Origin of the sequence: Teichococcus rhizosphaerae (assembly GCF_002631185.1) — a bacterium.
Taxonomy (GTDB): Bacteria; Pseudomonadota; Alphaproteobacteria; order Acetobacterales; family Acetobacteraceae; genus Pseudoroseomonas; species Pseudoroseomonas rhizosphaerae.
Genome location: NZ_PDNU01000061.1, coordinates 1 through 21,155, shown reverse-complemented (window position 1 = coordinate 21,155; position 21,155 = coordinate 1). Strand labels below are relative to the sequence as shown.

Genomic DNA, 21,155 nt, shown 5'->3' with positions numbered 1-21,155 from the left:
GCCAGCCATCCGAGGCCCGTCTCCTCGGCCGAGGGGGCGAGGCGGCGGATCAGGTCGCCCTCGCTGACGACGCCGATCGGCAGGCCTGCGGCATCCACCACGAAGGCCGCCGAGATGTGGCGCTGCGCCAGCAGCTGCGCCACGGCCTCGACGGTCATGGTGGGCGGCACGACCACGGGATCCCGGGTCATGATGGACTTCACCTGCATGGCGATCCTCCTCGCTTCTCGTGGGCGGCCTCAGCGCTAGCAGGACGGGGCCCGCCGGCGCCTTGATCTGGAACAGCCTTCCGGGGGATGGGGCGGGCCGCCGCGGGCCCCTGAGCAGGGGCGGCCCGCGGCAAGGCGGAGCGGGGAGAATGGCCCCGGCGCGCCGGGAAAAGCCGCCCGGCCTGGCAACCGGACCCGGCAACCGGCCCCGGCAACCGGCCCCGGCAACCGGCCCCGGCAACCGGAAAGGCGCGGCGGCAAGGGTGGGGAGACACAGACCCGTGAAGACAGCGGGCCGGCATTCCCCGCTATGGCTGGACCTATGCCGTCCGGAGCGCCGCCCCGCCTCCCTTCCTCCGCCGCCCCGCCGCCGGGCACCTCCCCTGCCTTCGCCCGCGCGGCCATTCCCCCGCCCCACAGGAAGCCACCGCACCCGCCCCGCCTGATCTGCCGCCGAGAGGTTGTGCCATGACGCGTCCCAATCCCGCGCTGCACCGCGCGCGCATCGCCTATTTCTCCATGGAGATCGCCCTCCAGCCCGACATCCCGACCTATTCGGGAGGGCTCGGCATCCTGGCGGGCGACACCATGCGCTCCGCTTCCGACCTGGAGCTGCCCATGGTCTTCGTGACCCTGGTCAGCCGGCAGGGATATCTCAGGCAGCGCATCGGCGCGGATGGGGGCCAGATCGACGATCCGGACCCCTGGGACCCGGCCGCCCATGCCCGGCCGCTCGATGCCGCCGTGGCGGTCCGGATCGAGGGGCGGACGGTGTGGATACGCCCCTGGCTCTATCTTCACGAATGCCCGCATGGCGGGTGCATCCCCGTCATCCTGCTCGACACCCGGCTGGAGGTGAACGCGCCCGAGGACCGCGCCATCACCGACCGGCTCTATGGCGGCGACGAGGCGCTGCGGCTCAAGCAGGAGATCGTGCTGGGCATCGGCGGGGAGGCCATGCTGCGGGCCCTGGGCCTTGCCATCGAGACCTGGCACATGAACGAGGGGCACGCCGCCCTGCTGGCGCTGTCCCTGCTGCGCCACATCGAGAACGGCGGCGACCTGCTGTCGCCGGACAGGCTGGAGGCGGTGCGCGAGCGCTGCGTGTTCACCACCCACACCCCGGTCGAGGCCGGGCATGACCGCTTTTCCTACGAGCTGGTGGCGGAGGTCCTGGGCGACTTCATCGAGACCGGCGTGCTGCGGCGCCTGGCCGGGGAGGACATGCTCAACATGACCCGGCTGGCGCTCAGCTTGAGCGGCTGGGTCAACGGCGTCGCGGCCCGCCATGCCGAGACGGCGCGGAAGATGTTCCCGGGCTACCAGATCCGCGCCGTCACCAATGGCGTGCATGTGCCGAGCTGGACCCACCCGGCCTTTGCCGCGCTGTTCCAGACCCTGGCGCCGGAATGGGGGCACGACCCGCAGGTGCTGCGCCGCGCCGACAGGCTGCCCGAGGCCGCCGTCTGGGCGGCGCATGAGCAGGCGAAGGGGGAGCTGGTGGAGGAGGTGCGGCGGCGCACGGGCGTCGCGCTCCGGATGGACCTGCCGATCATGGCCTTCGCGCGCCGCATGACGGGCTACAAGCGGCCGGACCTGCTGTTCTCCGACATCGGCCGTCTGCGCGCGATCGTGCGCGAGCAGCCCTTCCAGCTCCTGATCGCCGGCAAGGCGCACCCGCGCGACGAGGGCGGCAAGGCCTTCATCCGGTCGCTGCACGGCATGGCGGCCGAACTGGCGGACGCGCTGCCGGTGGTGTTCCTGGCCGGCTACGACATGAGCCTGGCGCGGATCATGGTCGCGGGCGCCGATGTCTGGCTGAACACGCCCCTGCCGCCGCTCGAGGCCTCCGGCACCAGCGGCATGAAGGCCGCGCTGAACGGCGTGCCGCATCTCAGCGTGCTGGATGGCTGGTGGGTGGAGGCCTGGGAGGAGGGCATCACGGGCTGGGCCATCGGCGAGGACCGCGACGACCCGGCCAGCCATGCCGGCGCGCTCTACGCCAAGCTGGAAGGCCAGGTGCTGCCGCTGTGGCACCGGGACCGGCCCGGCTGGATCCGGCTGATGCGGCAGGTCATCGCCAGGACCGGCTCCTGCTTCCACAGCCAGGGGATGATGCGGCGCTACGCCACGGAGGCCTATCTGCGCTGAGCGGCCGCGCCCGGCATCGCCCGGCGTCCCGCGCTTTAGGCGGAGGATGGCGGCGGCAAGGCGCGGGGCGGGATGATCCGGTGGCTTGGCGAGGGCGGGCTGGGCGGCATCGCCCGTGCCGGCGGCGGGACGATCCGGCGCAAACCCCGGCCAGCCCGTTGCGCACCATCTCGGCGGTGCGCGAGGCTGGGGCGCGCGGCGGCAGGGCGGAAGCGCCGGGGCCACGAGCCGCGGGCCACGCGCCGCCCGGAAGGGGGGTTCGGAAGGCGGCCCGGAAGGCAGCAGGTGTTCCCGGGCGGGATGGCGGGGAGCGGAATGGCGGAACGGTACAGGCTGCGGCACCTCCGGCTCGCCTGGGCGTCGCTCGGGCTGGCGCTGGGGGCGGCGCTGTGGATGCGCGGCTCGGATGCGGCGGCCGGCTGGGCCTGGAGCGCGGCGGCGCTGCCGGTGGCGCTGCATGTCGCGGCGGCGACCTGGCGCGGCCTGCGCGGCGGCCGGCCCGGGGTGGACGTGGTCGCGCTGGCGGCCATGCTGGCGGCGGTTGCGATGCAGGAGGCGGCCACGGCGGCGGTGATCGCGCTGATGGTGGCCGGCGGCGAGGCGCTGGAGGGCTGGGCGGGGGCGCGGGCCGGCGGGGCGCTGGCCGACCTGCTGGCGCGGGCGCCGCGCCGGGCGCGGCGGGTGCGGGGCGGCGCGCTGGACGACATCCCGGTGGAAGCCATCGGGCCGGGCGACCTGCTGCTGGTCCGCCCCGGCGACACCGTGCCGGCCGACGGCGTGCTGGCGGACGGCGCCGCGACGCTGGACCTCCACGCCCTGACCGGCGAGTCCCTGCCCGTCGCGCTGGCGCGGGGCGCGCCGGTGCAGAGCGGCGCGGTGAACGCCGGCCCCGCCTTCCATCTCCGCGCCAGCCGCGACGCCGCCAGCAGCACCTTCGCCGCCATCATCCGCCTGACGGAAGCGGCGACCGCCAGCCGGGCGCCGCTGGCAAGGCTGGCGGACCGCTGGGCGGTGGCCTTTGTCGGGCTGACGGCGCTGGTGGCGGGCGGGGCATGGCTCGCCAGCGGCGACCCGCTGCGCGCCCTGGCGGTGCTGGTGGTGGCCACGCCCTGCCCGCTGATCCTGGCCGCGCCGGTGGCGCTGATGGCCGGCATCGGCCGCTCGGCCCGGCGCGGCATCATCGTCAAGGATGCCGGCGCGCTGGAGCAGCTGGCCGGCATCCGCACGGTGGTGTTCGACAAGACCGGCACGCTGACCTCGGGCCGCCCGGCGCTGGTGGCGGTGGACGCCGACCCTGCCCTGGGACGCGCGGCCGCGCTGCGCCTGGCCGCCTCCCTCGCCCAGGGGTCGAGCCATCCGGTCTCGGCCGCGCTGTGCGACGCGGCGCGCGCGGCGGGCCTCGCCCTGGCGCGGCCGGAGGCGGTGGCGGAGGCGCCCGGCGCGGGCCTGCGCGGCACGGTGGAGGGCAGGCCCGCGCTGCTCGGCAGCGAGGCCTGCCTGCGCGACGCCGGGCTGCCGCCGCGCGGCTTCGGCCCGGACGCCGCGCTGGCGGAGCTGGAGGGCATGATCGCCTGGCTCGCGGTCGATGGCCGGGCCGCCGCCGCCTTCGTGTTCAGCGACGCGCCGCGGCCCGAGGCGCCGAGCGCCGTCCGGCGGCTGCGCGCGCTGGGGCTGCGCCGGCTGGTGCTGCTGTCCGGCGACCGGCAGGCCGCGGCCCTGGCGGTGGGGCGGGCGCTGCGGCTGGACGCGGTGCTGGCCGAGCAGTCCCCGGCGGACAAGATCGCCGTCCTGCGGGCGGAGGATGCCGCCGCGCCCACCGCCATGGTGGGGGACGGCGTGAACGACGCGCCGGCCCTGGCCGCGGCGCGGGTGGGCATCGCCATGGGCGCGGCCGGCACCGCGGCGGCGGCCGAGGCGGCGGGGATCGTGCTGGTGGTGGACCGGCTGGACCGCGTGGCCGAGGCCGTCGCCATCGCGCGGCGGTCGCGCGCCGTGGCGCTGCGGGCCATCGGCCTCGGCATGGGCGCCTCGGTCGCGGCCATGCTGCCCGCGGCGGCGGGGCTGCTGCCGCCCCTCCAGGGCGCGCTGCTGCAGGAGGGCATCGACGTGCTCTCCATCCTCTTCGCGCTGACGGCACTGCGGCCGGGGCGCGCGGAGCGCCGCCCCGCCCTGCTGCCCGCCGAGGCCGGGCTGGCGGAGCGCATGGCGGAGCACGCGGCCCTGCGCGGGCTGGCGGAGACGATCCGCGGCACGGCGGAGCAGCTCCGCGAGAACCGCGCGGACCCCGCCGCCCTTTCCGTGCTGGTGCGCCAGCTGCAGGGCGAGCTGCTGCCGCACCAGCAGGCGGAGGAGCGCATGCTGTACCCGGCGGCGGCGGAGCGGCTGGGCAGCGAGTCCGTGGCGGCGCTGGTCCGCATGCATGCCGAGATCGAGGCGATGGCCGGCCGCATCGCCGCCGCCGCGCGGCTCGCGGAGCAGGGCGTGGCCTGGGCGGTGCTGGCGCCTTCCCTGCGCCGCACGCTGTTCGCGCTGGAGGCGCTGCTGCGGGTGCACCTCATGGCCGAGGAGGATGTTCTCGCCGGGCTGGAGGACCGCCAGGCGCCGGAGCCGCCCCGGCCAGAGCAGATCCCGGTCAGGTCGAATCACCTGATCGGGTGAAGATGCTCTTGAAGACAATGTCCCAGAGCAGTTGCCGTGGGCCAGTGCGAACGGAAGCCGCTCCAGGCGGCGGCCCCGGCCGGACCGCGCCTCACGGGCACTGGCCGGGCGCGGCGTAGCGGCGCCAGATGGCCTTGCGGATCAGCCTGCGGCTTTCCGCGGCGCGCACCGCCTCGTCCCGCTCGACCATGGCCGCCTCGCGGGCGAGGTCCTGGTCCTTGATGACGTGCCGGAACCAGGCCGAGAAGTCGCCCGACCGCAGGTGGCGCTCCCAGCTTTCGTCGTCGATGGCGGAGGCGGCGTCGAGAAAGGCGTGCAGGTTGTGCGCCTTGATGAAGCGGCCGTGGGGCCGGTCATGGAAGTAGAAGCTGCAGCGGTCCCCCACGTCGCCCACGGCGTATTTCCCGGCATGGCGGCGGTGGTCCTGGCGCGGCGGCACCAGCCGGACCGGCCAGGGCGCCTAGTCGGCCCCCGGGCGCCAGCACAGCGCCTCGCCCGGCCCGGCCGCCGGGCAGGGAGGCGCCTCGCGGCCCAGCAGGCCGCTCACCTCCCGGATCAGCGCCGCGGCCTCGGCGCCGACCGCGACGACCAGGCGGACCGTCGCGAGGGCGCTGTGGGCGAGGGCGTCGGGCATGTAGGTCACCAGGATCGTGGCGCCCAGGTCCTGGTCCAGCAGCGCGGGCAGCGGATGGCGGCCGGCGGGCAGGAGCTGGTGCGCCTCGTCCAGCACCAGCCAGTGCGGCCGGCCGGTGCGGGCACGCAGATGCGCCGCCTGGTGCAGCAGGTTGTCGAAGAGCCCCTGCCGCTGCTCGATCGGCAGGGCCTGCGTGTTGACGACGACGTTGACGCCCGCCTGGGAGATCAGCCGCAGCGCCTCGGTGGCGTTCGGCGGCGCGGCGAGGCTTCCGATCCCCACCGCGTTCTCGAGCTCCAGGTAGTCGCCTTCCGGATCGACGACGCAGAACTCGAGCTGGCGCTCGGCCATCCGCTCCGTCAGCGCCTTGGCGAGCGTCGACTTGCCGGCGCCCGAGCGCCCCAGCACCAGCGTGCTGCCCTGGCCGGGGCGGAGATGGACGGGCCTGCCCTGCCGGTCATGGCCGAGCCAGGGGCCGTGCTTCTCCTCCGGCGCCAGCGCCGCGTCCTCCGCGATGATGCGCCCGGCCAGCTCCACGATGCCGGCGCCGGCGCTGCCGGCGAGCGGCAGGTCGGCGTCGCGGCGCACCACCGGCAGCGCGTTCGCCACCGCCGCGGCGCAACCGCAGGCCCGCAGAAAGGCGTGGTCGTTCTCCGCGTCGCCCACGCCCACGAAGTTGGCGGCCGAGACCTGCAGCTCGTCCAGCGCCGCCTTCAGCCCCGTGGCCTTGTTGACGCCGGAAGGCAGCACCATGACGGCGCCCTTGTTGAAGGAGATCTGCAGCTCGAGCCCGCTCTCGTGAATCGCGTCGAGGACGGCGTTCTGGTGCGGCTCCCAGGTTGCGAGGATGCATCGCCCCACGGCGACGGGCTGGACGCCGCGCGCCTGGAGCAGGCGCAGCAACCGCTCGGAGGGCGGCGGCGCCAGCAGCCGTTCCGCCCCCGTGGCCGGGTCGTGCAGGACGGCGCCGTTCTCGGCGACGATGCGGTCGAACAGCCGGGGATCGGGCAGCAGCGAAAGGATCGCCGGCAGCTCGCGCCCCGTCACCAGCACGAGCCGGCGGCCGGTCTCCTTCAGCCGCCGCAGCGCGGCGAGCGTCGGAGGCGCCATCCTGCGATCCTCCGTGATCGTGCCGTCGTAATCCGCCGCCAGGCCCAGGAAGTACATCGTCGGCGCTCCTCAAGCGGTGGCGCGGGCCTGCCGCGCGGCTCCGCACCCTCGCATCCTCCGCTCCAACGCGCGCGGCCCTGCCTTGTATCAGCCCCCGACCTGCACCAGGGCCTGACCTGCATCAGCGCTGGACAAGGCGGCCTGGCGGATGCTCACCTGCCCGCCTGCGGAGAAGAAGCCATGCTCGATCCCCCGGACCGCCCCGCCGCCGAGATCATTCGCGACCAGCGCCCCCTGGTGCTGAGTTCGGACGCCAGCGTGGCGGCGGCCTGCGCGGCGATGCACCGCCGCCGGGTCGGCGCCGTGCTGGTGGTGGGAGAGAACAACCTTCTCGCCGGCATCTTCACCGGACGCGACGCCGTGCGCTGCCTGGCCGAAGGGTGCGATGGCCGCAACACGCCGCTCCAGCGCGTCATGACGCGCAACCCGGTGACGCTGGCACCGGCGCAGACCGCCATGGAGGCGTTGCGGCTGCTGGATGACGGCGGCTTCCGCCACCTGCCGATCTGCGACGAGGGGCGCGTGATCGGCATCGTGTCGCGCTACGACTTCCGCGCCATGGAGCACGCCCGGCTGAACGAGGAAAGCCGGTTCTTCGAAGTGCTGCGCTGAAGGCGGCGCCGGCGGCCGGGGCTGAGGCCGGCGCGGGGTCCGCCGGGGCGCGCGGCCGGCCTGGGCGGCGCCTCCGGAGCAACGCTCGCCGGGAGATGGCCCTGCGCTGCCCGGCGCCACGCGAAAGGCGTTGATGGCCTGCCTTGCGCGGTGCTGCAATCGGCGCCGGATCTTCACGGCGAAGCCTCGAGGCCGCGTTGCGCGATCGAACCAACCGCCTGGCCCTGCTGTCCGAGATCGGGGCGCGGCTTCTCGGTGCCGGGGACCCGGACGAGGCGCTGGCGGCGCTGCTTCCCGCCCTGTCCGCGCGGCTCGGCGCCGATGCGGTGTTCAGCCATGTGCCCACGGCCGGCGGATGGGCGCTGAAGGCCGCGGCGGGCCTGGACCCCGGCAAGGCGGAGGCGCTTGGCCGGCTGCCATTCGTCGCGGCCGTCTGCGACCAGGTGGCCCGGACGCGGCAATTCGCGCACCGCGCCGCGCTGCGGCGTTCCGCCGACCCCGCCGCGCGGCCGGCCGCCGCGCTGGGCTTCCGCGCCTATCTCTGCTTTCCGCTTCTGGCCGGCCAGGAGGTGCTGGGCACCCTGGCCTTCGCCACGGAACAGGCCGACCGCTTTGATAACGACAACGTAACTTTCCTGGGCATGGTCGCGCATTATGGTGCCGCGGCGTGGCTCCGGCGGCGCGCGGAGCAGGCATCGCGCGAGGCGGAACGCCGCTCGCGGGTCCTGCTGGAGGCCGCTCCGGTCAGCATCGCCCTGCTGGAGCGGGGGTCGCTGCGGGTCAGGCAGGCCAGCCGGCGCGCCTGCCAGGAGCTCGGCCACAGCATGGAGGCGTTCACCTCCCTGCGCGTGCCCGACTTCGAGGCCGCCATTCCCGGGGAAAGGAGCCTTGCCGAAGTGGCGTCACAGCTCGGCACAAGCGGCGGCGAGGTCAGGACGCGCTTCCGGCACCGCGCGGGCGACAGCCTCGACATGCTGGTGCGCGCCGAGCCCGTCGAGCTGGACGGCGAAAGCCTGATCTACGCGGCCTGGACGAACGTCACCGAGCTGAGCCGGACCCGGCGCGCGCTGGAGGAAAGCCAGGACCAGCTCCGCTCCATCCTCGACACGGTGCCCGACGCGATGATCGTGATCGATGACCAGGGCCGCGTGGTCTCGTTCAGCACCGCCGCCGAGCGCCTGTTCGGCTGGCCCGCCGCGGAGGCGCTGGGCCAGGACGTGTCCATCCTGATGCCCGAGCCCGACCGCGCGCGGCACCCGGGGTACCTGTCGCACCACCTGCGGACGGGCGAGCGCCGCGTCATCGGCATCGGCCGGCGGGTTCGCGGCCAGCGGCGGGATGGCTCGCTCTTCCCGATGGAGCTTTCGGTGGGCGAGGCCAGCTCCGGGGGCAAGCGCCTGTTCACCGGCTTCGTCCGCGACCTCACCGAGCAGGAGGCCTCGCAGCGGCGGCTCGCCGACCTGCAGGCCGAGCTGCACCATGTCGCCCGCCTCAGCGTCGCCGGCGAGATGGCCTCCGCGCTGGCGCATGAGCTGAACCAGCCCCTGACCGCGATCGCCAGCTCCATGAGGGCGGCGCTGCGCCTTCTCGAGGCCTCGCCCGTGCATGGCGCGCTGCCGCCGCGCGCGCTGGAGGCCATGCACCGCGCCGCCTGCCAGTCGCTGCGGGCCGGCCAGATCATGCAGCGCCTGCGCGACTTCGTCGTCAAGGGCGAGGCCGAGAAGGAGCCGGCCTCGCTGCCCGGCATCATCGCCGAGGCGCGCGAGCTGGCGCTGCCGGGGATCGCCCAGCCGGGCATCGGGATCGAGATCCGGCTCGAGCCGGACCTGCCGCCGGTGCTGGTGGACCGGGTGCAGGTCCAGCAGGTCCTGCTGAACCTGGTCCGCAACGCCGTGGAGGCGCTGGGCGAGCCGGATGGCGACCGGGCCCGCAACCCAGCGGAGGGGCGGACGGAGGGGCGGGCGCGCCAGGTGACGGTCACCGCCCGCCGCGCCGGCGGCGGAATGGTGGAGGTGGCGGTGCTCGACACGGGACCCGGCCTTTCTCCGGCCGTGGCGGACCGGCTGTTCGAGCCCTTCGTCACCACCAAGCGCGGCGGCATGGGCGTCGGCCTTTCCATCTGCCGCTCGATCGTGGAGGCGCATGGCGGCCGGCTGTGGAGCGAGGCCAATCCCGGCGGCGGCGCGGCGTTCCGCTTCACCCTGCCGCCCGCGCCGTGCCGCTCCAGCCCGCCGCAGGAGGAGGAGCCATGACGCCGCCCGGGGCGCGGCCCCCTCCTCCGGGCCCGCCGCTGGTCCATGTCATCGACGACGACGCCGAGGTGTCCTGGGCCGTGGCCACGCTGCTCCAGGCCGCCGGCATGCCCGCCCACACCTATGCGTCGGCCCACGAGTTCCTCGCCGAGCTTCCCTCCATCGAATGGCCGGCCGGCGGCTGCGTGCTGACCGACATCCGCATGCCCGGCAAGACCGGCCTGGACCTGCTCCACGACCTCCGGGAGCGGGGCTTCCGCCATCCCGTCGTGGTGATGACGGCGCATGGGGATGTCGCGACGGCGGTGCGGGCGATGAAGGCGGGCGCTTCCGACTTCGTGGAGAAGCCGTTCGACGACGAGGCGCTGCTGTCCACCCTCAGGAGCGCCATGGCGGGGCCGGAGCAGCGGCGCGCCGGCACGGCGGAGCCGCCCAGGAGCTTCAGCCCGAGGAGTTCCAGGCAGCGGGCGGACATCGCGCTGGCCACCGAGCTGGTGGCCACGCTGTCGGCGCGGGAGCGCGAGGTGCTGGAGCTGGCGATGGAGGGCAAGCCCAGCAAGGTGATCGCCTTCGAGCTGGGGATCAGCCCGCGCACCGTCGAGGTGTACCGGATGAAGCTGATGGCGCGGCTGGGCGTCGGCAGCTTCGCCGAGGCGGTGCGCCTCGCCGTGCTGGCGCAGTATGGCGGCTAGCGGCCTCCCCCGCCCCTTGCGGCGCGCGGCACGCCCGAAGGGATCACGCCCGAAGGGATCACGTCCGGAGCGCGTCGCGCACGGAACGCAGGATCTCCTCCGGCACCAGGGGGTCCGCATACCACAGCGCAGGGTGGCTGGCCGGCATCCCCCCCGCTCCCCTGCCCGGGCGCGCGGCGAGGATGACGACCGGGATCAGCCTGTCGATGCGCCGCAGCGGGGCGAGCAACCCGGGCGCGATGGCACTGGCGCGGAGATGACCGGCCATCACCAGGCAGCACCACCCGGCGCTCGCCTCGCCCAGGGCGCCGACCGCCTCGAGCAGGCCGCCGACGCTCGCGAAGGGGTAGGCGATGAGCCCGTCGGATTCCAGCATCAGCACCAGGGCGCGCCGCGCCTCGGCATCGTCGCTGAGCACCAGGATCCTGCCCGCCGGCCCGGCGCCTTCCGCGCCATGGCCGCCGCAGGCCCGGTCTCCTTCCTTTCCGCGGGGCTCCCGGCTCGTGCGCATGGCGTCTGTTCCCCGGGGCGGCGCTGGCGGGCCGCGCCCGTCCCGCCCCGCCTTTCCGGCCGTCCCGCCGCAGGATGCGGGCCGGCGCGCGGCGCGCCCTGACGCGGATCAGCGGGAGCCCGGAAGAGGAGGGGCGATACGTGATTCCACGGACGTGGTTTTCCGGAATGGAGGCGAGATGGCGTTGCGCCGAGACTGTTCCGGCACATCCCTGGTGGAGGCGTCCCATGCCGAACGTCACACGCGCCACGAAGCCGGCGCCAGGCCTGCCGCCGTGCCTGCCGCCGTTCCTTCCGTTCACGGACAGGCCGGAGCGGGGCGGGGCGGCCATTCCCGGCCGGCCGAGCCGCCATCTCCGCGGCAGCGAGATCTATGCCGAGGGCTCCGCGATCCGGCAGCTCTACAGGGTGGTCTCGGGCGCGGTCCGGGTGTGCCGGATGCTGCCGGACGGGCGGCGCTTCATCGCGCAGTTCGCGCTGCCGGGGGAGGTGTTCGGCCTGGACGGCGTCGAGGAGCACCGCTTCTCGGCCGAGGCGGTGACGGAGGCGGTGCTGATCGCCTTCGCGCGCCGGGATCTCGAGGCCTGCCTGGACCGGGAGCCGCTGGCGGCGCAGTCATGGCAGGCCTACACCCTGGAGAAGCTGGCGGCGGCGCAGGACCGCTTCATCCTGCTGGGCTGCCGGAGCGCCACGGAGCGCGTGGCCCATTTCCTGCTCGACCTGGCCGCGCGCGCCCGCCCCGGCCGCGAGGGCCTGGCGCTGCCGATGTCGCGATACGACATGGCCGACTATCTGGGCCTCACGGCGGAAACGGTCAGCCGCACCCTGACGCTGCTCAGGAAGGCCGGCATGATCGCCATCGAGGACAATCACCGGCTGCATCTCCTCGACACCGGCCGGCTGATGCAAGCCGCCGAGCCGGGCCGCGCCGCCGCCTGAGCCCGCGCGGCGCGCCCGCGCGATCCCGCCGGACCGGCTCGCCGCCCGGCGCAACAACGGGCCCGCACGGGGCGGGCCGTCCGGACTGGAGCAAAGCCATGTCGCTGAAAGACCTCCTCGCCTACCTGCCGAACCCCAAGGCGGCGCCCGCCATCCTGGACGCGGCCATCTCCCTCGCCCGGCGCCATGGCGCCCACCTGACGGCGCTGCACGTCTACAGCATGGAATGGCCCCTGATGGCCGCCATGGACGGCTATGTGAGCTCCGCCACATGGCGCATGATCCTCGACGAGGCCGAGCGGTCCGCCAAGGAACAGGCGGACCAGATCCGCGCGAAGTTCGAGGAGGCCGCGCGGCGCGAAGGCATCCAGGCGGAATGGCGGCTGGTGGAGGGCACGCCGGACGCGGTGCTGGCGCAGCATGCGCGCTATGCCGACATGGTCATCCTCGGCCGTTCCGACGGGGCCGGGCTGGATGCCGACCTGGCGGAGGCGGTCCTGTTCGCGGCGGGCCGGCCGGTGCTGCTGCTGCCGCCCACCCCGCCGCGCGACTTCGGCGCCCGGCGGATCCTGGTGGGCTGGAACGACCGGCGCGAGGCGGCGCGCGCGGTGGGCGACGCCCTGCCGCTGATCCGGGCGGCCGAGGCGGTGCAGGTCCTCTCGGTGTTCGGCGAGGAGGCCGAGCAGACGGCCTGCCGGGTGCAGGCCGAGGATGTCGCGCGCCACCTGGCCCGGCACGGCGCCACCGTGTCCGCCGCCACCTCCATGACCGGCGACGGGCTGAGGGTGGAGGATGTGCTGCTCAACACGGCCTCCGACCTTGGCGCGGACCTGCTCGTGATCGGCGGCTACGGCCATGGCCGGGTGCGGGAGATGGTCCTGGGCGGGGTCACGCGGAGCCTGCTGCACGGCGCGACGATCCCGGTGCTGCTGTCGCACTGAAGGCCCGGCCGGGGGCCGGGGCGGGAGATGGGGGGCGGGAGATCGGGCCGGGCGCACCGCCCGCGCCACGCGCCCCCGCGCCGGCAGGGTGCCACGCGGGCACAGGAGGCGGGCACGGGGGGCGGGCGCGGGGAAGGGTCAGGCGGACTTCACCTCGATCTTGCGCGTCTGCTGCGCCGCATCCGGCGTCTTGGGCAGAAGGACCGTCAGCACGCCCTTGTCGAAGCTCGCCTCGATGCCGTCGCGCTTCACGCTCTGCGGCAGTTCGAAGGAGCGGGAGAAGAAGCCGAAGCGGCGTTCCGACAGGTAGTAGTTCGTGGACTTCTCCTCCCGCCGCTCCTTCTTCTCGCCCTTGATGGTCAGCGTGTCGCCGGACAGGCTCAGCTCCACATCCTCCTGCCCCATCCCCGGAAGCTCCGCGACGATGCGGTAGCCCTTCTCGTCCTCGACGACGTCCATGGCGGGGGCGGACATGGAAACGGGCAGGCCGGCCCGCCAGGGCTGCATCATCTCGCCCCGGCGCGGCGGCCCGCCCGCGAAGCCGCGCCAGAAATTGTCGAAGATGCGGTCCACCTCGTCCCGCAGCCCCGTCAGCGGCTGCCAGAAGCGCTCCGGCATGCCGGGAATGGGAGCGGGGGCGGGCGGGGTTTGGCCAGATGGGGTTTGGGCGGGCGCGGAGCCCTGAGCTTGTTGCGGGGGCTTCGAAGGTGTCGTGTCGTCGGTCATGGCTGCTCCTCCCACGGTCTCGCAACGGCGGCGGCGGATGGGCGCCCCCGCCATCCCCGAGCGTCCCGGAGCGGTGCCCCTGGCGCCATGATCTACATCAGCACCCGCGGCGGCGCCGGGGCCGGAAGCCGGCAAGGGCCGCAAGCGGGCCCGGCCGGAAACCGCCTCCTTCCCCGCCTCCGCGCCGCGCGGCGTCAGCCGCCGCCCAGCCTCACCACCCGCCCCGCCACCTTCTCGGCCAAGGCCGTTTCATGCGTGACCACCAGCAGCGCCATGCCGCGCTCGGCGACGCACTCGCCCAGCAGCGCCATGACCTCCTGCTGGGTCAGCGGGTCGAGGCGCGAGGTCGCCTCGTCGGCGAAGAGCAGCACCGGGTCGAGCAGCAAGGCGCGCAGCAGGCCGAGGCGTTGCAGTTCGCCGCCCGAAACCTCGGCCGGCCGGCGCTGCAGCAGGGCCGGGCTCAGCCGCAGCCGCGGCAGCAGCGCCGCCCCGGCGCCGGGGGGCAGGCCGTGCCGGCGCCGCAGCTCCGCCAGCCCCTGCCCCAGCGGCTGGTGCGGCGCGAAGGCGGCGATCGGGTCCTGGTAGAGCTTCTGCAGCCGCGGCGGCGCCGCCCGCGCGCCCCGCCGCACCTGCCCCTGGTCGGGCCGCCCCAGGCCCAGCAGCAGGTTGCCCAGCGTGGTCTTGCCGCAGCCGCTGGGGCCGGCGACCGCCACCACCTCGCCCGCGCCGATGCCGATGTCCAGGCCGCCGAACAGCTCCCGCCCGCCCAGCCGCCGGCGCAGGCCGCTCGCCTCCACCACCGGGGCGCCGGGCCGCCGGCGGGGCCAGGGCTGCCAGCGGGCGGGCTCGGCACCGACCAGGCGCCGCGTGTAGTCATGCGCCGGCGCCTCCAGCAGGCCGGGCAGGCGGCCGGCCTCCACCACCTCGCCCGCCAGCATCACCATGGCCTGGCCACCCAGCAACCGGGCCAGCGCCACGTCATGGGTGATGACCAGCAGCATCCGCCCGGCCTCCGCCTCTGCCCGCAGCAGGGCGCCGGCCGTGTCGCGCAGCGCGGCGTCCAGCCCCTTGGTGGGCTCGTCGGCGATCAGCAGCGCGGCGCCGGCGGCCTCGGTGGCCGCGAGCGCCACGCGCTGGTTCATGCCGCCCGAGAGCTGGAAGGGATAGCGCCGCCCCGCGCCCTCCAGCCCCAGGCGCGACAGGCGCGCCGCCGTGCGCCGCACGGCCTCGGCGGCGCTGCGGCCATGCACCAGCCGGTCCACCTCCGCCACCTGGGAGGCCGCGCGCATGCAGGGGTCCAGCGCCGCCCAGGGCTCCTGCGGCAGCATGGCGATACGGCGGCCCCAGAGCGCCCGGCGCTCCCGCGCCGGCAGCGGCAGCAGGTCCCGGCCATCGAGCAGGATGCGACCCTCGGCGCGCAGGCCGGGCGGCAGCACGCCCATGATGGCCTGGGCCAGCAGCGACTTGCCCGAGCCGGTCTCCCCCAGCAGCACCAGCGGCTCGCCCGGGGCGAGGGCGAAGCTCGCGCCCCGCACCAGCACGCCCTCCGGCCCGAGGATGCGGAGGTTCTCGACGGTCAATCCCCTCGGAAGGCTCATGCGCGTTCCCGCCCCGCCAGCAGGTGCAGGCCCAGCACCGTGATGAAGATCAGCAGCGCCGGCAGCAGCAGGGCCAGCGGCGCCTCGGCGTAGTAGGGCAGCAGCTCGGTCATCATGCTGCCCCATTCCGGCACCGGCGGCCGGGCGCCGACGCCGATGAAGGCCAGCGCCGCGACGGTGGTGACCGCCGTGCCGGCGGCAAAGGCGAACAGCGTGGCGACCAGCGGCGCGACCTCCGGCCAGAGGTGGCGGCGCAGGATGTGGGCGGTGCCGAAGCCCAGCAGCCGCGCCGCCTCCACCTGCGGCCGGGCCAGGACGCCCGCGGCGGTGTTGCGGCTGATGCGGAAGAACTCCACCCACAGCGCCAGGGCGACGCCGAGATAGAGCGGCAGGAACGCGCCGGGCGCGAAGGCGGTGACCAGCACCACCAGCAGCAGCGCCGGCAGGGCCTGCACGGCGTCGGCGAGGCCGAGCAGGAGGCGCTCCGTCCAGCCGCCGCGCAGCGCCGCCAGGAGGCCGAGCAGCGTGCCCGCCGCCGCCGCCGCCAGCGCCGCCAGCAGCGCGAGGCCGAAGGAGAGCCGCGCCCCGGCGGCGAGCCGGGCCAGCATGTCGCGGCCCAGGTGGTTGGTGCCCAGCGGATGGGCGCCGCCCGGCGGCAGCAGCGTGGCGGAAAGGTTCTGGCGCAGCGGGTCGGCCCCGTGCAGCGGCCCGAGCAGGGCAAAGCCGGCCACGGCGCCCAGCATGGCGCCGCCCAGCAGGCGCCGCCCCGAGAGACACCCCGAGAAACGCCCAAAGAAGCGCCCAAAGAAGCGCCTGGTGGGAAAGCGCCCGGCGGGCGGATGTTCGGTGGAAAGGGTCATGCGGCGCGGCGCCTCGGGTCCAGCAGCCAGCAGGCCAGGTCGGTGCAGGCGTTGAGCGCGACGAAGAGCAGCCCCATCGTCAGCGCCGTGCCCTGCACCATGGGGATGTCGCGGCCCAGCACGGCATGCACTAGCGCATGGCCGATGCCGGGCCAGGCGAAGAGGGATTCCACCACCACCACGCCCTCGACCAGGATCACTAGCTGCAGGCCCAGATAGGCGACGACCGGCACGGCGGCGTTGCGCAGCCCGTGCCGGCGGAAGGCGGCGGCATCGTCCAGCCCCTTCATCCGCGCGAAGCCGAAGAAGGGGGAGGCGACCACCGCGGCCACCGCGTCCCGCGCCACGCGGGACGAGCCGGCGGCGAGGCCGAGCGCCAGCGTCAGCGCCGGCAGGACCACCTCCCGCCAGCCCCCCACCCCGGCGGCCGGCAGCCAGTCCCATTCCACCGCCAGCCACAGCATCAGAGCGACGCCCAGCACGAAGGCGGGAATGGCGCGCAGCGCGGCGGAGAGCGCCAGCAGCGCGCCGTCCCACCAGCCGCCGGCGCGCAGGCCCGCCAGCGCGCCGAGCGGCGGCCCGAGCAGCAGCGAGAAGAGCAGCGCCGTCGCCGAGAGCAGCAGCGTGTGGCCGAGCTGGATGCCGAGCGCCTCCGTCACCGCCTCGCCGGAGGCCAGCGAGACGCCGAGGTCGAGGCGCAGCAGGCCGGCGAACCAGGCGCCGAGCTGGACGGGCCAGGGCCGGTCCAGCCCCAGCTCCTGCCGCACCGCCTCGGCCGCCGCGCCGTCCACCAGGTCGTAGCCGTAGCGGCTGGCGGCGATGCGGTAGGCCATGTCGCCCGGCAGCAGGCGCACCATCAGGAAGCAGGCGGTGCCGACCAGCAGCGCCACCAGCACCGCCTGGACGGCGCGGCCGCCCAGCACCCGGATCAGTCCGCCCATCGGGCACCGGCGATGCGGAAGGAGAGCTCCAGAGGGTCCACGCCCAGCCCGGCGACGCGGCGGGAGATGGCGGTGGAAAGCTCGAACCAGCTCACCGGGATGACCGGCAGCGCCTCGTGCAGAATGGTCGAGGCCCGCGCCCGCAGCGCCGCCCGCTCGGCGGGTTCGGCGGTTTCGCCCAGCCGCTCCAGCACGCCGCCCAGCTCCGGCGAGGACCAGCCCATGGCGCCCCAGTCGCCGCCGCCCGGCCCGTAATCCTGCAGCAGGGTGCCGAGCGGGTCCGGCACCAGGGAGAAGTTGCGCACCATCAGCCCCGCCTCCAGCGTGCCGTCGCGGTGGCCGGCCGGGATCTCGCGGCTGTTGACGACGGCCACCTTCATCTCGATGCCCGCCTCGCGCAGCTGCGCCTGCATGGCGGTGGCCAGGCCCGGCAGCTCCGGCCGATCGGAGAAGGTGCGGAGCGTGAAGGAGAAGGGCCGGCCCTCGCGCCGCAGGATGCCGTCGGCGCCGGGCTGCCAGCCCAGCCCGGCCAGCAGGCGCCGGGCTTCCCGCAGGTCGCGCCGCAGCGGCGGCAGGCCGGGCACGTGCCATTCCGCCATGGCGGGCGGGAAGAGCTGCGTGGCGCTGGAGACGGGGGAGCGCAGCAGCGCCGACGCCATGCCCTGGCGGTCCAGCGCCAGGCTGAGCGCGCGGCGCGCCCGCACGTCGCTGAACAGCGGCGAGGCGCAGTTCAGCTTGATGAGACGGGTGCGCGGGATGGGGCGGCTGTCGATGAGCACGCGCGGGTTGCGGCGCAGCCGCTGCACCGTCTCGGGCGCGAGCTGCGCCGCCAGCTCGGCCTGCCCGCCCTCGGCCATGGCGGCCCGCGTCTCGCCCCGCCCGGCGGCCAGGTAGATGGCGCGGCCGATGGCGGGCGTGGGGCCGTCCCAGTGCGCCGAACGCTCGACCTCCAGCCGCTGCGGCGGCAGCAGCTCCGCCACCCGGTAGGGGCCGCTGCCGATGACCGCGCGCACCGCCTGCCCCTCGAAGGCGGCCGGCGCCAGGATGATGGTGCTGTAATGCGCGAGAAAGGCGGTCAGCGGCGTGAAGGGGCGGCTGGTGCGGATCGCCACGGCGCCGGGCTCCGCCGCGATGGCGGCGATGGGCGCGTTGCCCAGCAGCCCACCCGGCGCGCGGGCCCGCTCCAGGCAGGCCGCCACCGCCTCGGCCGTCACCGGCGAGCCGTCGTGGAAGCGCGCCGTCTCCCGCAAGGCGAAGCGCCAGGTCAGGCGGTCCTCCGACAGGCTCCATTCGCGCGCGAGCTGCGGCACCGGCCGGCCGCCGTCATCGGCGCCGAGCAGCGTTTCCGCCACCTGCATCCGCGCGAAGACATGGCCGGAGCGGCCCGGATCGAGGCCGTTGATCTCGTTCGAGGTGACGACACGGAAGGTGTCGGCGGCGGGTTGCGCGGCCACGTCCCGGCCCAGCGCCGGCAGGCCGGCGGCGGCAAGGAGGAGTGAGCGGCGATGAAGCGGGGCTGCGGTCATGCCTGCTGGATGCCTAAAACATTATAACATTGCAATGCAGAAAAATGGGCGCGCCACGCTTCGCCAGAGCATCGCGAGCGCTCTTGCGCAGTACGTTATACTATAACATAACGAATGCCATGTTCCTGGCCTGCGAAGCCCTGACCGCCGACGATCCCCGGGCACCCCGGATGCTGGCCGCCGCCGAGCCGCTCGCGCTGTTCGAGGTCCTGCAGCCCGGCGTCTCCCTGGCGATCTGGGGCCGCGCCCTGCCGCGCGCGCTGCAGCAGGCGGCGTCCGGTCTGGCGGGGCTGGCGCCCTTCAGCCGATCCTACCAGGGAAGCCCGGACCAAGTGGCGGCCGCCGCGCTGGCGGATCTGCCGCCGCCGCGGTCGCGTGTCCTGGCGGCCGACCTCCGCTTCCTGGCCCTGCTGTTCCAGGCCGTGTCGGCCCGGCCCGTCATCCGCCTGCGGCTGGAGGGCGTGGCCGATGACGGCTGCCCCCGCTTCCATGCCGACGCGGTGCGGCTGCGCCTGCTCTGCACCTATTGCGGCGCCGGCACCGAATGGCTGCCCCTGCCCGGCGGCGAGGCGGCCCAGCCGCCGGACCCCGCCGTCATCCTGCGCCTGCCGGCCGGTGCCGTCGCGGTGATGCGCGGCGAGGCGGGGCTGCCCGGCCATGGCTGCATCCACCGCTCCCCACCCATGCCGCGCAACGCCGCGGGGCGCGCCCTGCGCCCGCGCCTGCTGCTCTGCCTCGATGAAGGCGATGAGGACTGACCCCATGCCCCTGCCACGCCCCGGCACCGACCGCCGCCTGCCCGTCACCGTGCTCTCCGGCTTTCTCGGCGCCGGCAAGACCACGCTGCTCAACCACGTACTGGCCAACCGCGAGGGCCGGCGTGTCGCCGTCATCGTCAACGACATGTCGGAGGTGAACATCGACGCCGCCCTAGTGGCGCAGGGCGGGCAGCTCTCGCGCACCGAGGAGAAGCTGGTCGAGATGTCGAATGGCTGCATCTGCTGCACGCTGCGCGACGACCTGATGCGGGAGGTGCGCCGCCTGGCCCAGGAAGGGCGGTTCGACGCGCTGCTGATCGAGAGCACCGGCATCGGCGAGCCGATGCCGGTCGCCGCCACCTTCGACTTCCGCGACGAGGAAGGCCGCTCGCTGAGCGACATCGCCCGGCTCGACACCATGGTGACGGTGGTCGATGCGCGGGCCTTCCTGCGCGACTGCGGCTCCGCCGACAGCCTCGCCGCGCGGGGCGAGACGGCCGGCGAGGGCGATGCGCGGATGCTGGCGGACCTGCTGGTCGAGCAGGTGGAGTTCGCCGACGTCATTGTCGTGAACAAGGCCGATCTGGTGGAGCCGGCGGAGCTGCGGCGGCTGGCCGGCATCCTTGCCACCCTGAACCCGCAGGCCGCCATTCGCTGCGCCACGCATGGTCAGGTGCCGCTCGCGGAGGTGCTCGACACCGGCCGCTTCGACTTCGCCCGCGCCCAGCAGGCGGCCGGCTGGGCCCAGGCGCTGGCCGGGCACCACCTGCCGGAGACGGAGGAATTCGGCATTGCGAGCTTCGTCTGGCGCAGCCGCCGGCCGCTGCATCCGGCGCGCTTCCACCGCTTCCTGCATTCCGACCTGCCGGGCGTGGTGCGGGCCAAGGGCTTCTTCTGGCTGGCCAGCCGCATGGGCTGGGCCGGCGGCTGGCAGCTCGCCGGCGCCATCGGCCGGCACGAGGCGGCAGGGCACTGGTTCGCCGCCCTGCCTGAGAGCCGCTGGCCTGCCGATCCCGAGTGGCGGGCCGGCGTGCTGCGCAACTGGGTGGAGCCGCATGGCGACCGGCGGCAGGAGATCGTCTTCATCGGCGCCGGCATGGACGAGGCGGCGCTGCGCCGCGCCCTGGAGGGCTGCCTGCTGACGGAGCGGGAGATGCGCGGGGGCCCGGCCGCCTGGGCCCGCCTGCCCGATCCGTTTCCGGCCTGGCGGTGAGGCGCGCCATGGCGCGCAACGACACCACCGCGCGGGAGGGCCGCTGGCGCCGCTGGCCGGGCGACGAATGGGCCTGCTTCGACGCCCTGCCGCCCGCCATCCGCCAGCGCATGCAGGCGCATGCCTACGACCCCTGGGCGGTGAACGCCCTGCTGCTGTGGCGGATGTTCCGCCGGCAGACCGGCAGCAGCGCCCGCGCCGAGCGCCGCCTGCTGCGCCATCTCGACCAGTGCGAGGCGCTGGAGCGGGAGGCCTTCGCCGCCGCCTACCGCGCGGCCCATGGCCAGCCGCTGCCGCATGACGCGGCGGGCGCCAGCATCCTGCGGCGGGCCGGCGGCGACCTCAGCTCCCCGCCGGCCTGAAGGCGCGGCAGATGGCCGGGTCGGTTTCCAGCCGGGGGCCGCCGATCAGGTCGATGCAGCAGGGGATGGCGGGAAACACCGCCTCCAGGCATTCGGCGATGGCCGAGGGCTTGCCCGGCAGGTTCACGATCAGGCTGCGCCCCCGCGTGCCGGCGGTCTGGCGCGACAGGATGGCGGTGGGCTTCCGGCTTTCCCCCTACCCCAAGCTGGAGGCGGCGCGGGCGGGGCAGGACCGGCGCCTGCAGGCGATGGACGACCCCTCGGTGTGCGCCGTCACCGGCGACGCGCCGATCGCCGCACCCGTGCCCTTCCTTGCCGCCTCCGACACCGGCGCGCTGGCGGATCTCGTGCTGTCGCGCGCGGCCAGGGGTCGTGTCCCATCGCGTGGTGTAGGAGCGGTGCT

The 21,155-nt window shown here is 75.0% G+C and carries 20 protein-coding genes and 1 pseudogene; 11 read left to right on the top strand and 10 right to left on the bottom strand.

Going from position 1 to position 21,155, the window contains the following annotated elements; all coding sequences use genetic code 11:
- Positions 1–191, bottom strand: a 191-nt coding sequence (locus tag CR162_RS20005) for a CBS domain-containing protein (protein WP_176559956.1), incomplete at its 3' end; no start/stop codon positions are given.
- Positions 192–677: 486 nt separating this feature from the next.
- Here CR162_RS20005 and glgP point away from each other — a divergent pair.
- Entirely contained in the window at positions 678–2,360 is a 1,683-nt protein-coding gene (gene glgP / locus CR162_RS20000; RefSeq protein WP_099097274.1) for an alpha-glucan family phosphorylase, read from the top strand.
- A 315-nt stretch (positions 2,361–2,675) separates the two neighbouring features.
- Positions 2,676–5,018 (top strand): heavy metal translocating P-type ATPase, encoded by a 2,343-nt coding sequence (locus CR162_RS19995; RefSeq protein WP_099097273.1) that lies wholly within the window; start codon positions 2,676–2,678, stop codon positions 5,016–5,018.
- Positions 5,019–5,109: 91 nt separating this feature from the next.
- Here CR162_RS19995 and CR162_RS19990 read toward each other — a convergent pair whose 3' ends face one another.
- Positions 5,110–5,457: a hypothetical protein gene (locus tag CR162_RS19990; protein ID WP_099097272.1), complete on the bottom strand. Its 348-nt coding sequence runs from the start codon at positions 5,455–5,457 to the stop codon at positions 5,110–5,112.
- 21 nt (positions 5,458–5,478) lie between these two features.
- On the bottom strand, positions 5,479–6,819 hold the full coding sequence (locus tag CR162_RS19985) for an HAD-IIB family hydrolase (RefSeq protein ID WP_099097271.1): 1,341 nt from the start codon (positions 6,817–6,819) through the stop codon (positions 5,479–5,481).
- A 183-nt stretch (positions 6,820–7,002) separates the two neighbouring features.
- On the opposite strand from CR162_RS19985, the gene CR162_RS19980 reads away from it, so the two are divergent.
- From CR162_RS19980 to CR162_RS19970, 3 genes are all read left to right on the top strand, one after another.
- Positions 7,003–7,434, top strand: coding sequence for a CBS domain-containing protein (locus CR162_RS19980; RefSeq protein ID WP_099097270.1), 432 nt, complete (start codon positions 7,003–7,005; stop codon positions 7,432–7,434).
- A 197-nt stretch (positions 7,435–7,631) separates the two neighbouring features.
- Positions 7,632–9,686: a PAS domain S-box protein gene (locus CR162_RS19975; protein ID WP_176559955.1), complete on the top strand. Its 2,055-nt coding sequence runs from the start codon at positions 7,632–7,634 to the stop codon at positions 9,684–9,686.
- Positions 9,683–10,378: a response regulator transcription factor gene (locus tag CR162_RS19970; RefSeq protein WP_099097268.1), complete on the top strand. Its 696-nt coding sequence runs from the start codon at positions 9,683–9,685 to the stop codon at positions 10,376–10,378. The genes CR162_RS19975 and CR162_RS19970 overlap by 4 nt, the downstream gene beginning before the upstream one ends.
- Before the next feature lie 58 nt (positions 10,379–10,436).
- Here the strand turns inward: CR162_RS19970 and CR162_RS19965 are convergent, their stop codons facing one another.
- Positions 10,437–10,796 carry a response regulator transcription factor gene (locus CR162_RS19965; RefSeq protein ID WP_141563260.1) on the bottom strand — a complete coding sequence of 120 codons (360 nt, stop codon included), beginning with the start codon at positions 10,794–10,796 and terminating at the stop codon, positions 10,437–10,439.
- A 320-nt stretch (positions 10,797–11,116) separates the two neighbouring features.
- Between CR162_RS19965 and CR162_RS19960 the strand changes: the two genes are divergently transcribed.
- Both CR162_RS19960 and CR162_RS19955 read left to right on the top strand, forming a co-directional pair.
- Complete coding sequence (locus CR162_RS19960; protein ID WP_176559954.1) at positions 11,117–11,827, top strand: helix-turn-helix domain-containing protein; 711 nt, start codon at positions 11,117–11,119, stop codon at positions 11,825–11,827.
- 98 nt (positions 11,828–11,925) lie between these two features.
- Positions 11,926–12,768 carry a universal stress protein gene (locus CR162_RS19955; protein WP_099097265.1) on the top strand — a complete coding sequence of 281 codons (843 nt, stop codon included), beginning with the start codon at positions 11,926–11,928 and terminating at the stop codon, positions 12,766–12,768.
- Between the two features lie 138 nt (positions 12,769–12,906).
- Here the strand turns inward: CR162_RS19955 and CR162_RS19950 are convergent, their stop codons facing one another.
- From CR162_RS19950 to CR162_RS19930, 5 genes are all read right to left on the bottom strand, one after another.
- Positions 12,907–13,386 carry an Hsp20/alpha crystallin family protein gene (locus CR162_RS19950; RefSeq protein ID WP_218014946.1) on the bottom strand — a complete coding sequence of 160 codons (480 nt, stop codon included), beginning with the start codon at positions 13,384–13,386 and terminating at the stop codon, positions 12,907–12,909.
- A gap of 302 nt (positions 13,387–13,688) precedes the next feature.
- A complete protein-coding gene (locus CR162_RS19945; protein ID WP_099097263.1) occupies positions 13,689–15,092 on the bottom strand; it encodes an ABC transporter ATP-binding protein in 1,404 nt (467 codons plus the stop codon).
- On the bottom strand, positions 15,089–15,952 hold the full coding sequence (locus CR162_RS19940; RefSeq protein WP_099097262.1) for an ABC transporter permease: 864 nt from the start codon (positions 15,950–15,952) through the stop codon (positions 15,089–15,091). Before CR162_RS19940 ends, CR162_RS19945 begins: the two co-directional genes overlap by 4 nt.
- Positions 15,949–16,893 (bottom strand): ABC transporter permease, encoded by a 945-nt coding sequence (locus CR162_RS19935; protein WP_099097261.1) that lies wholly within the window; start codon positions 16,891–16,893, stop codon positions 15,949–15,951. Before CR162_RS19935 ends, CR162_RS19940 begins: the two co-directional genes overlap by 4 nt.
- Positions 16,881–18,419 carry an ABC transporter substrate-binding protein gene (locus CR162_RS19930; protein ID WP_099097260.1) on the bottom strand — a complete coding sequence of 513 codons (1,539 nt, stop codon included), beginning with the start codon at positions 18,417–18,419 and terminating at the stop codon, positions 16,881–16,883. The genes CR162_RS19935 and CR162_RS19930 overlap by 13 nt, the downstream gene beginning before the upstream one ends.
- A 119-nt stretch (positions 18,420–18,538) precedes the next feature.
- Between CR162_RS19930 and CR162_RS19925 the strand changes: the two genes are divergently transcribed.
- The 3 genes from CR162_RS19925 to CR162_RS19915 are packed head-to-tail and all read left to right on the top strand — an operon-like array spanning position 18,539 to position 20,752.
- Positions 18,539–19,177: a DUF1826 domain-containing protein gene (locus tag CR162_RS19925; RefSeq protein ID WP_099097259.1), complete on the top strand. Its 639-nt coding sequence runs from the start codon at positions 18,539–18,541 to the stop codon at positions 19,175–19,177.
- A gap of 4 nt (positions 19,178–19,181) precedes the next feature.
- The gene (gene zigA, locus CR162_RS19920; protein WP_099097258.1) at positions 19,182–20,390 is read left to right on the top strand and encodes a zinc metallochaperone GTPase ZigA; all 1,209 of its coding nucleotides are present in this window, start codon (positions 19,182–19,184) and stop codon (positions 20,388–20,390) included.
- An 8-nt stretch (positions 20,391–20,398) separates the two neighbouring features.
- Entirely contained in the window at positions 20,399–20,752 is a 354-nt protein-coding gene (locus CR162_RS19915; protein ID WP_245870501.1) for a DUF6525 family protein, read from the top strand.
- On the opposite strand, the gene CR162_RS19910 is transcribed toward CR162_RS19915, so the two are convergent.
- Positions 20,733–20,879: a molybdopterin-binding domain-containing protein gene (locus tag CR162_RS19910; RefSeq protein ID WP_367604166.1), complete on the bottom strand. Its 147-nt coding sequence runs from the start codon at positions 20,877–20,879 to the stop codon at positions 20,733–20,735. The genes CR162_RS19915 and CR162_RS19910 overlap by 20 nt on opposite strands.
- Before the next feature lie 19 nt (positions 20,880–20,898).
- Here CR162_RS19910 and CR162_RS19905 point away from each other — a divergent pair.
- Positions 20,899–21,155, top strand: a pseudogene (locus CR162_RS19905) (hypothetical protein); the annotation flags it as partial.

Bases quoted from the DNA above. Each gene is read 5' to 3' on its own strand.
- glgP (WP_099097274.1), top strand. From the start codon at position 678: ATGACGCGTCCCAATCCCGCGCTGCACCGCGCGCGCATCGCCTATTTC.
- CR162_RS19995 (WP_099097273.1), top strand. From the start codon at position 2,676: ATGGCGGAACGGTACAGGCTGCGGCACCTCCGGCTCGCCTGGGCGTCG.
- CR162_RS19985 (WP_099097271.1), bottom strand. From the start codon at position 6,819: ATGTACTTCCTGGGCCTGGCGGCGGATTACGACGGCACGATCACGGAG.
- CR162_RS19980 (WP_099097270.1), top strand. From the start codon at position 7,003: ATGCTCGATCCCCCGGACCGCCCCGCCGCCGAGATCATTCGCGACCAG.
- CR162_RS19970 (WP_099097268.1), top strand. From the start codon at position 9,683: ATGACGCCGCCCGGGGCGCGGCCCCCTCCTCCGGGCCCGCCGCTGGTC.
- CR162_RS19960 (WP_176559954.1), top strand. From the start codon at position 11,117: ATGCCGAACGTCACACGCGCCACGAAGCCGGCGCCAGGCCTGCCGCCG.
- CR162_RS19955 (WP_099097265.1), top strand. From the start codon at position 11,926: ATGTCGCTGAAAGACCTCCTCGCCTACCTGCCGAACCCCAAGGCGGCG.
- CR162_RS19950 (WP_218014946.1), bottom strand. From the start codon at position 13,386: ATGCCGGAGCGCTTCTGGCAGCCGCTGACGGGGCTGCGGGACGAGGTG.
- CR162_RS19945 (WP_099097263.1), bottom strand. From the start codon at position 15,092: ATGAGCCTTCCGAGGGGATTGACCGTCGAGAACCTCCGCATCCTCGGG.
- CR162_RS19940 (WP_099097262.1), bottom strand. From the start codon at position 15,952: ATGACCCTTTCCACCGAACATCCGCCCGCCGGGCGCTTTCCCACCAGG.
- CR162_RS19935 (WP_099097261.1), bottom strand. From the start codon at position 16,893: ATGGGCGGACTGATCCGGGTGCTGGGCGGCCGCGCCGTCCAGGCGGTG.
- CR162_RS19930 (WP_099097260.1), bottom strand. From the start codon at position 18,419: ATGACCGCAGCCCCGCTTCATCGCCGCTCACTCCTCCTTGCCGCCGCC.
- CR162_RS19925 (WP_099097259.1), top strand. From the start codon at position 18,539: ATGTTCCTGGCCTGCGAAGCCCTGACCGCCGACGATCCCCGGGCACCC.
- zigA (WP_099097258.1), top strand. From the start codon at position 19,182: ATGCCCCTGCCACGCCCCGGCACCGACCGCCGCCTGCCCGTCACCGTG.
- CR162_RS19915 (WP_245870501.1), top strand. From the start codon at position 20,399: ATGGCGCGCAACGACACCACCGCGCGGGAGGGCCGCTGGCGCCGCTGG.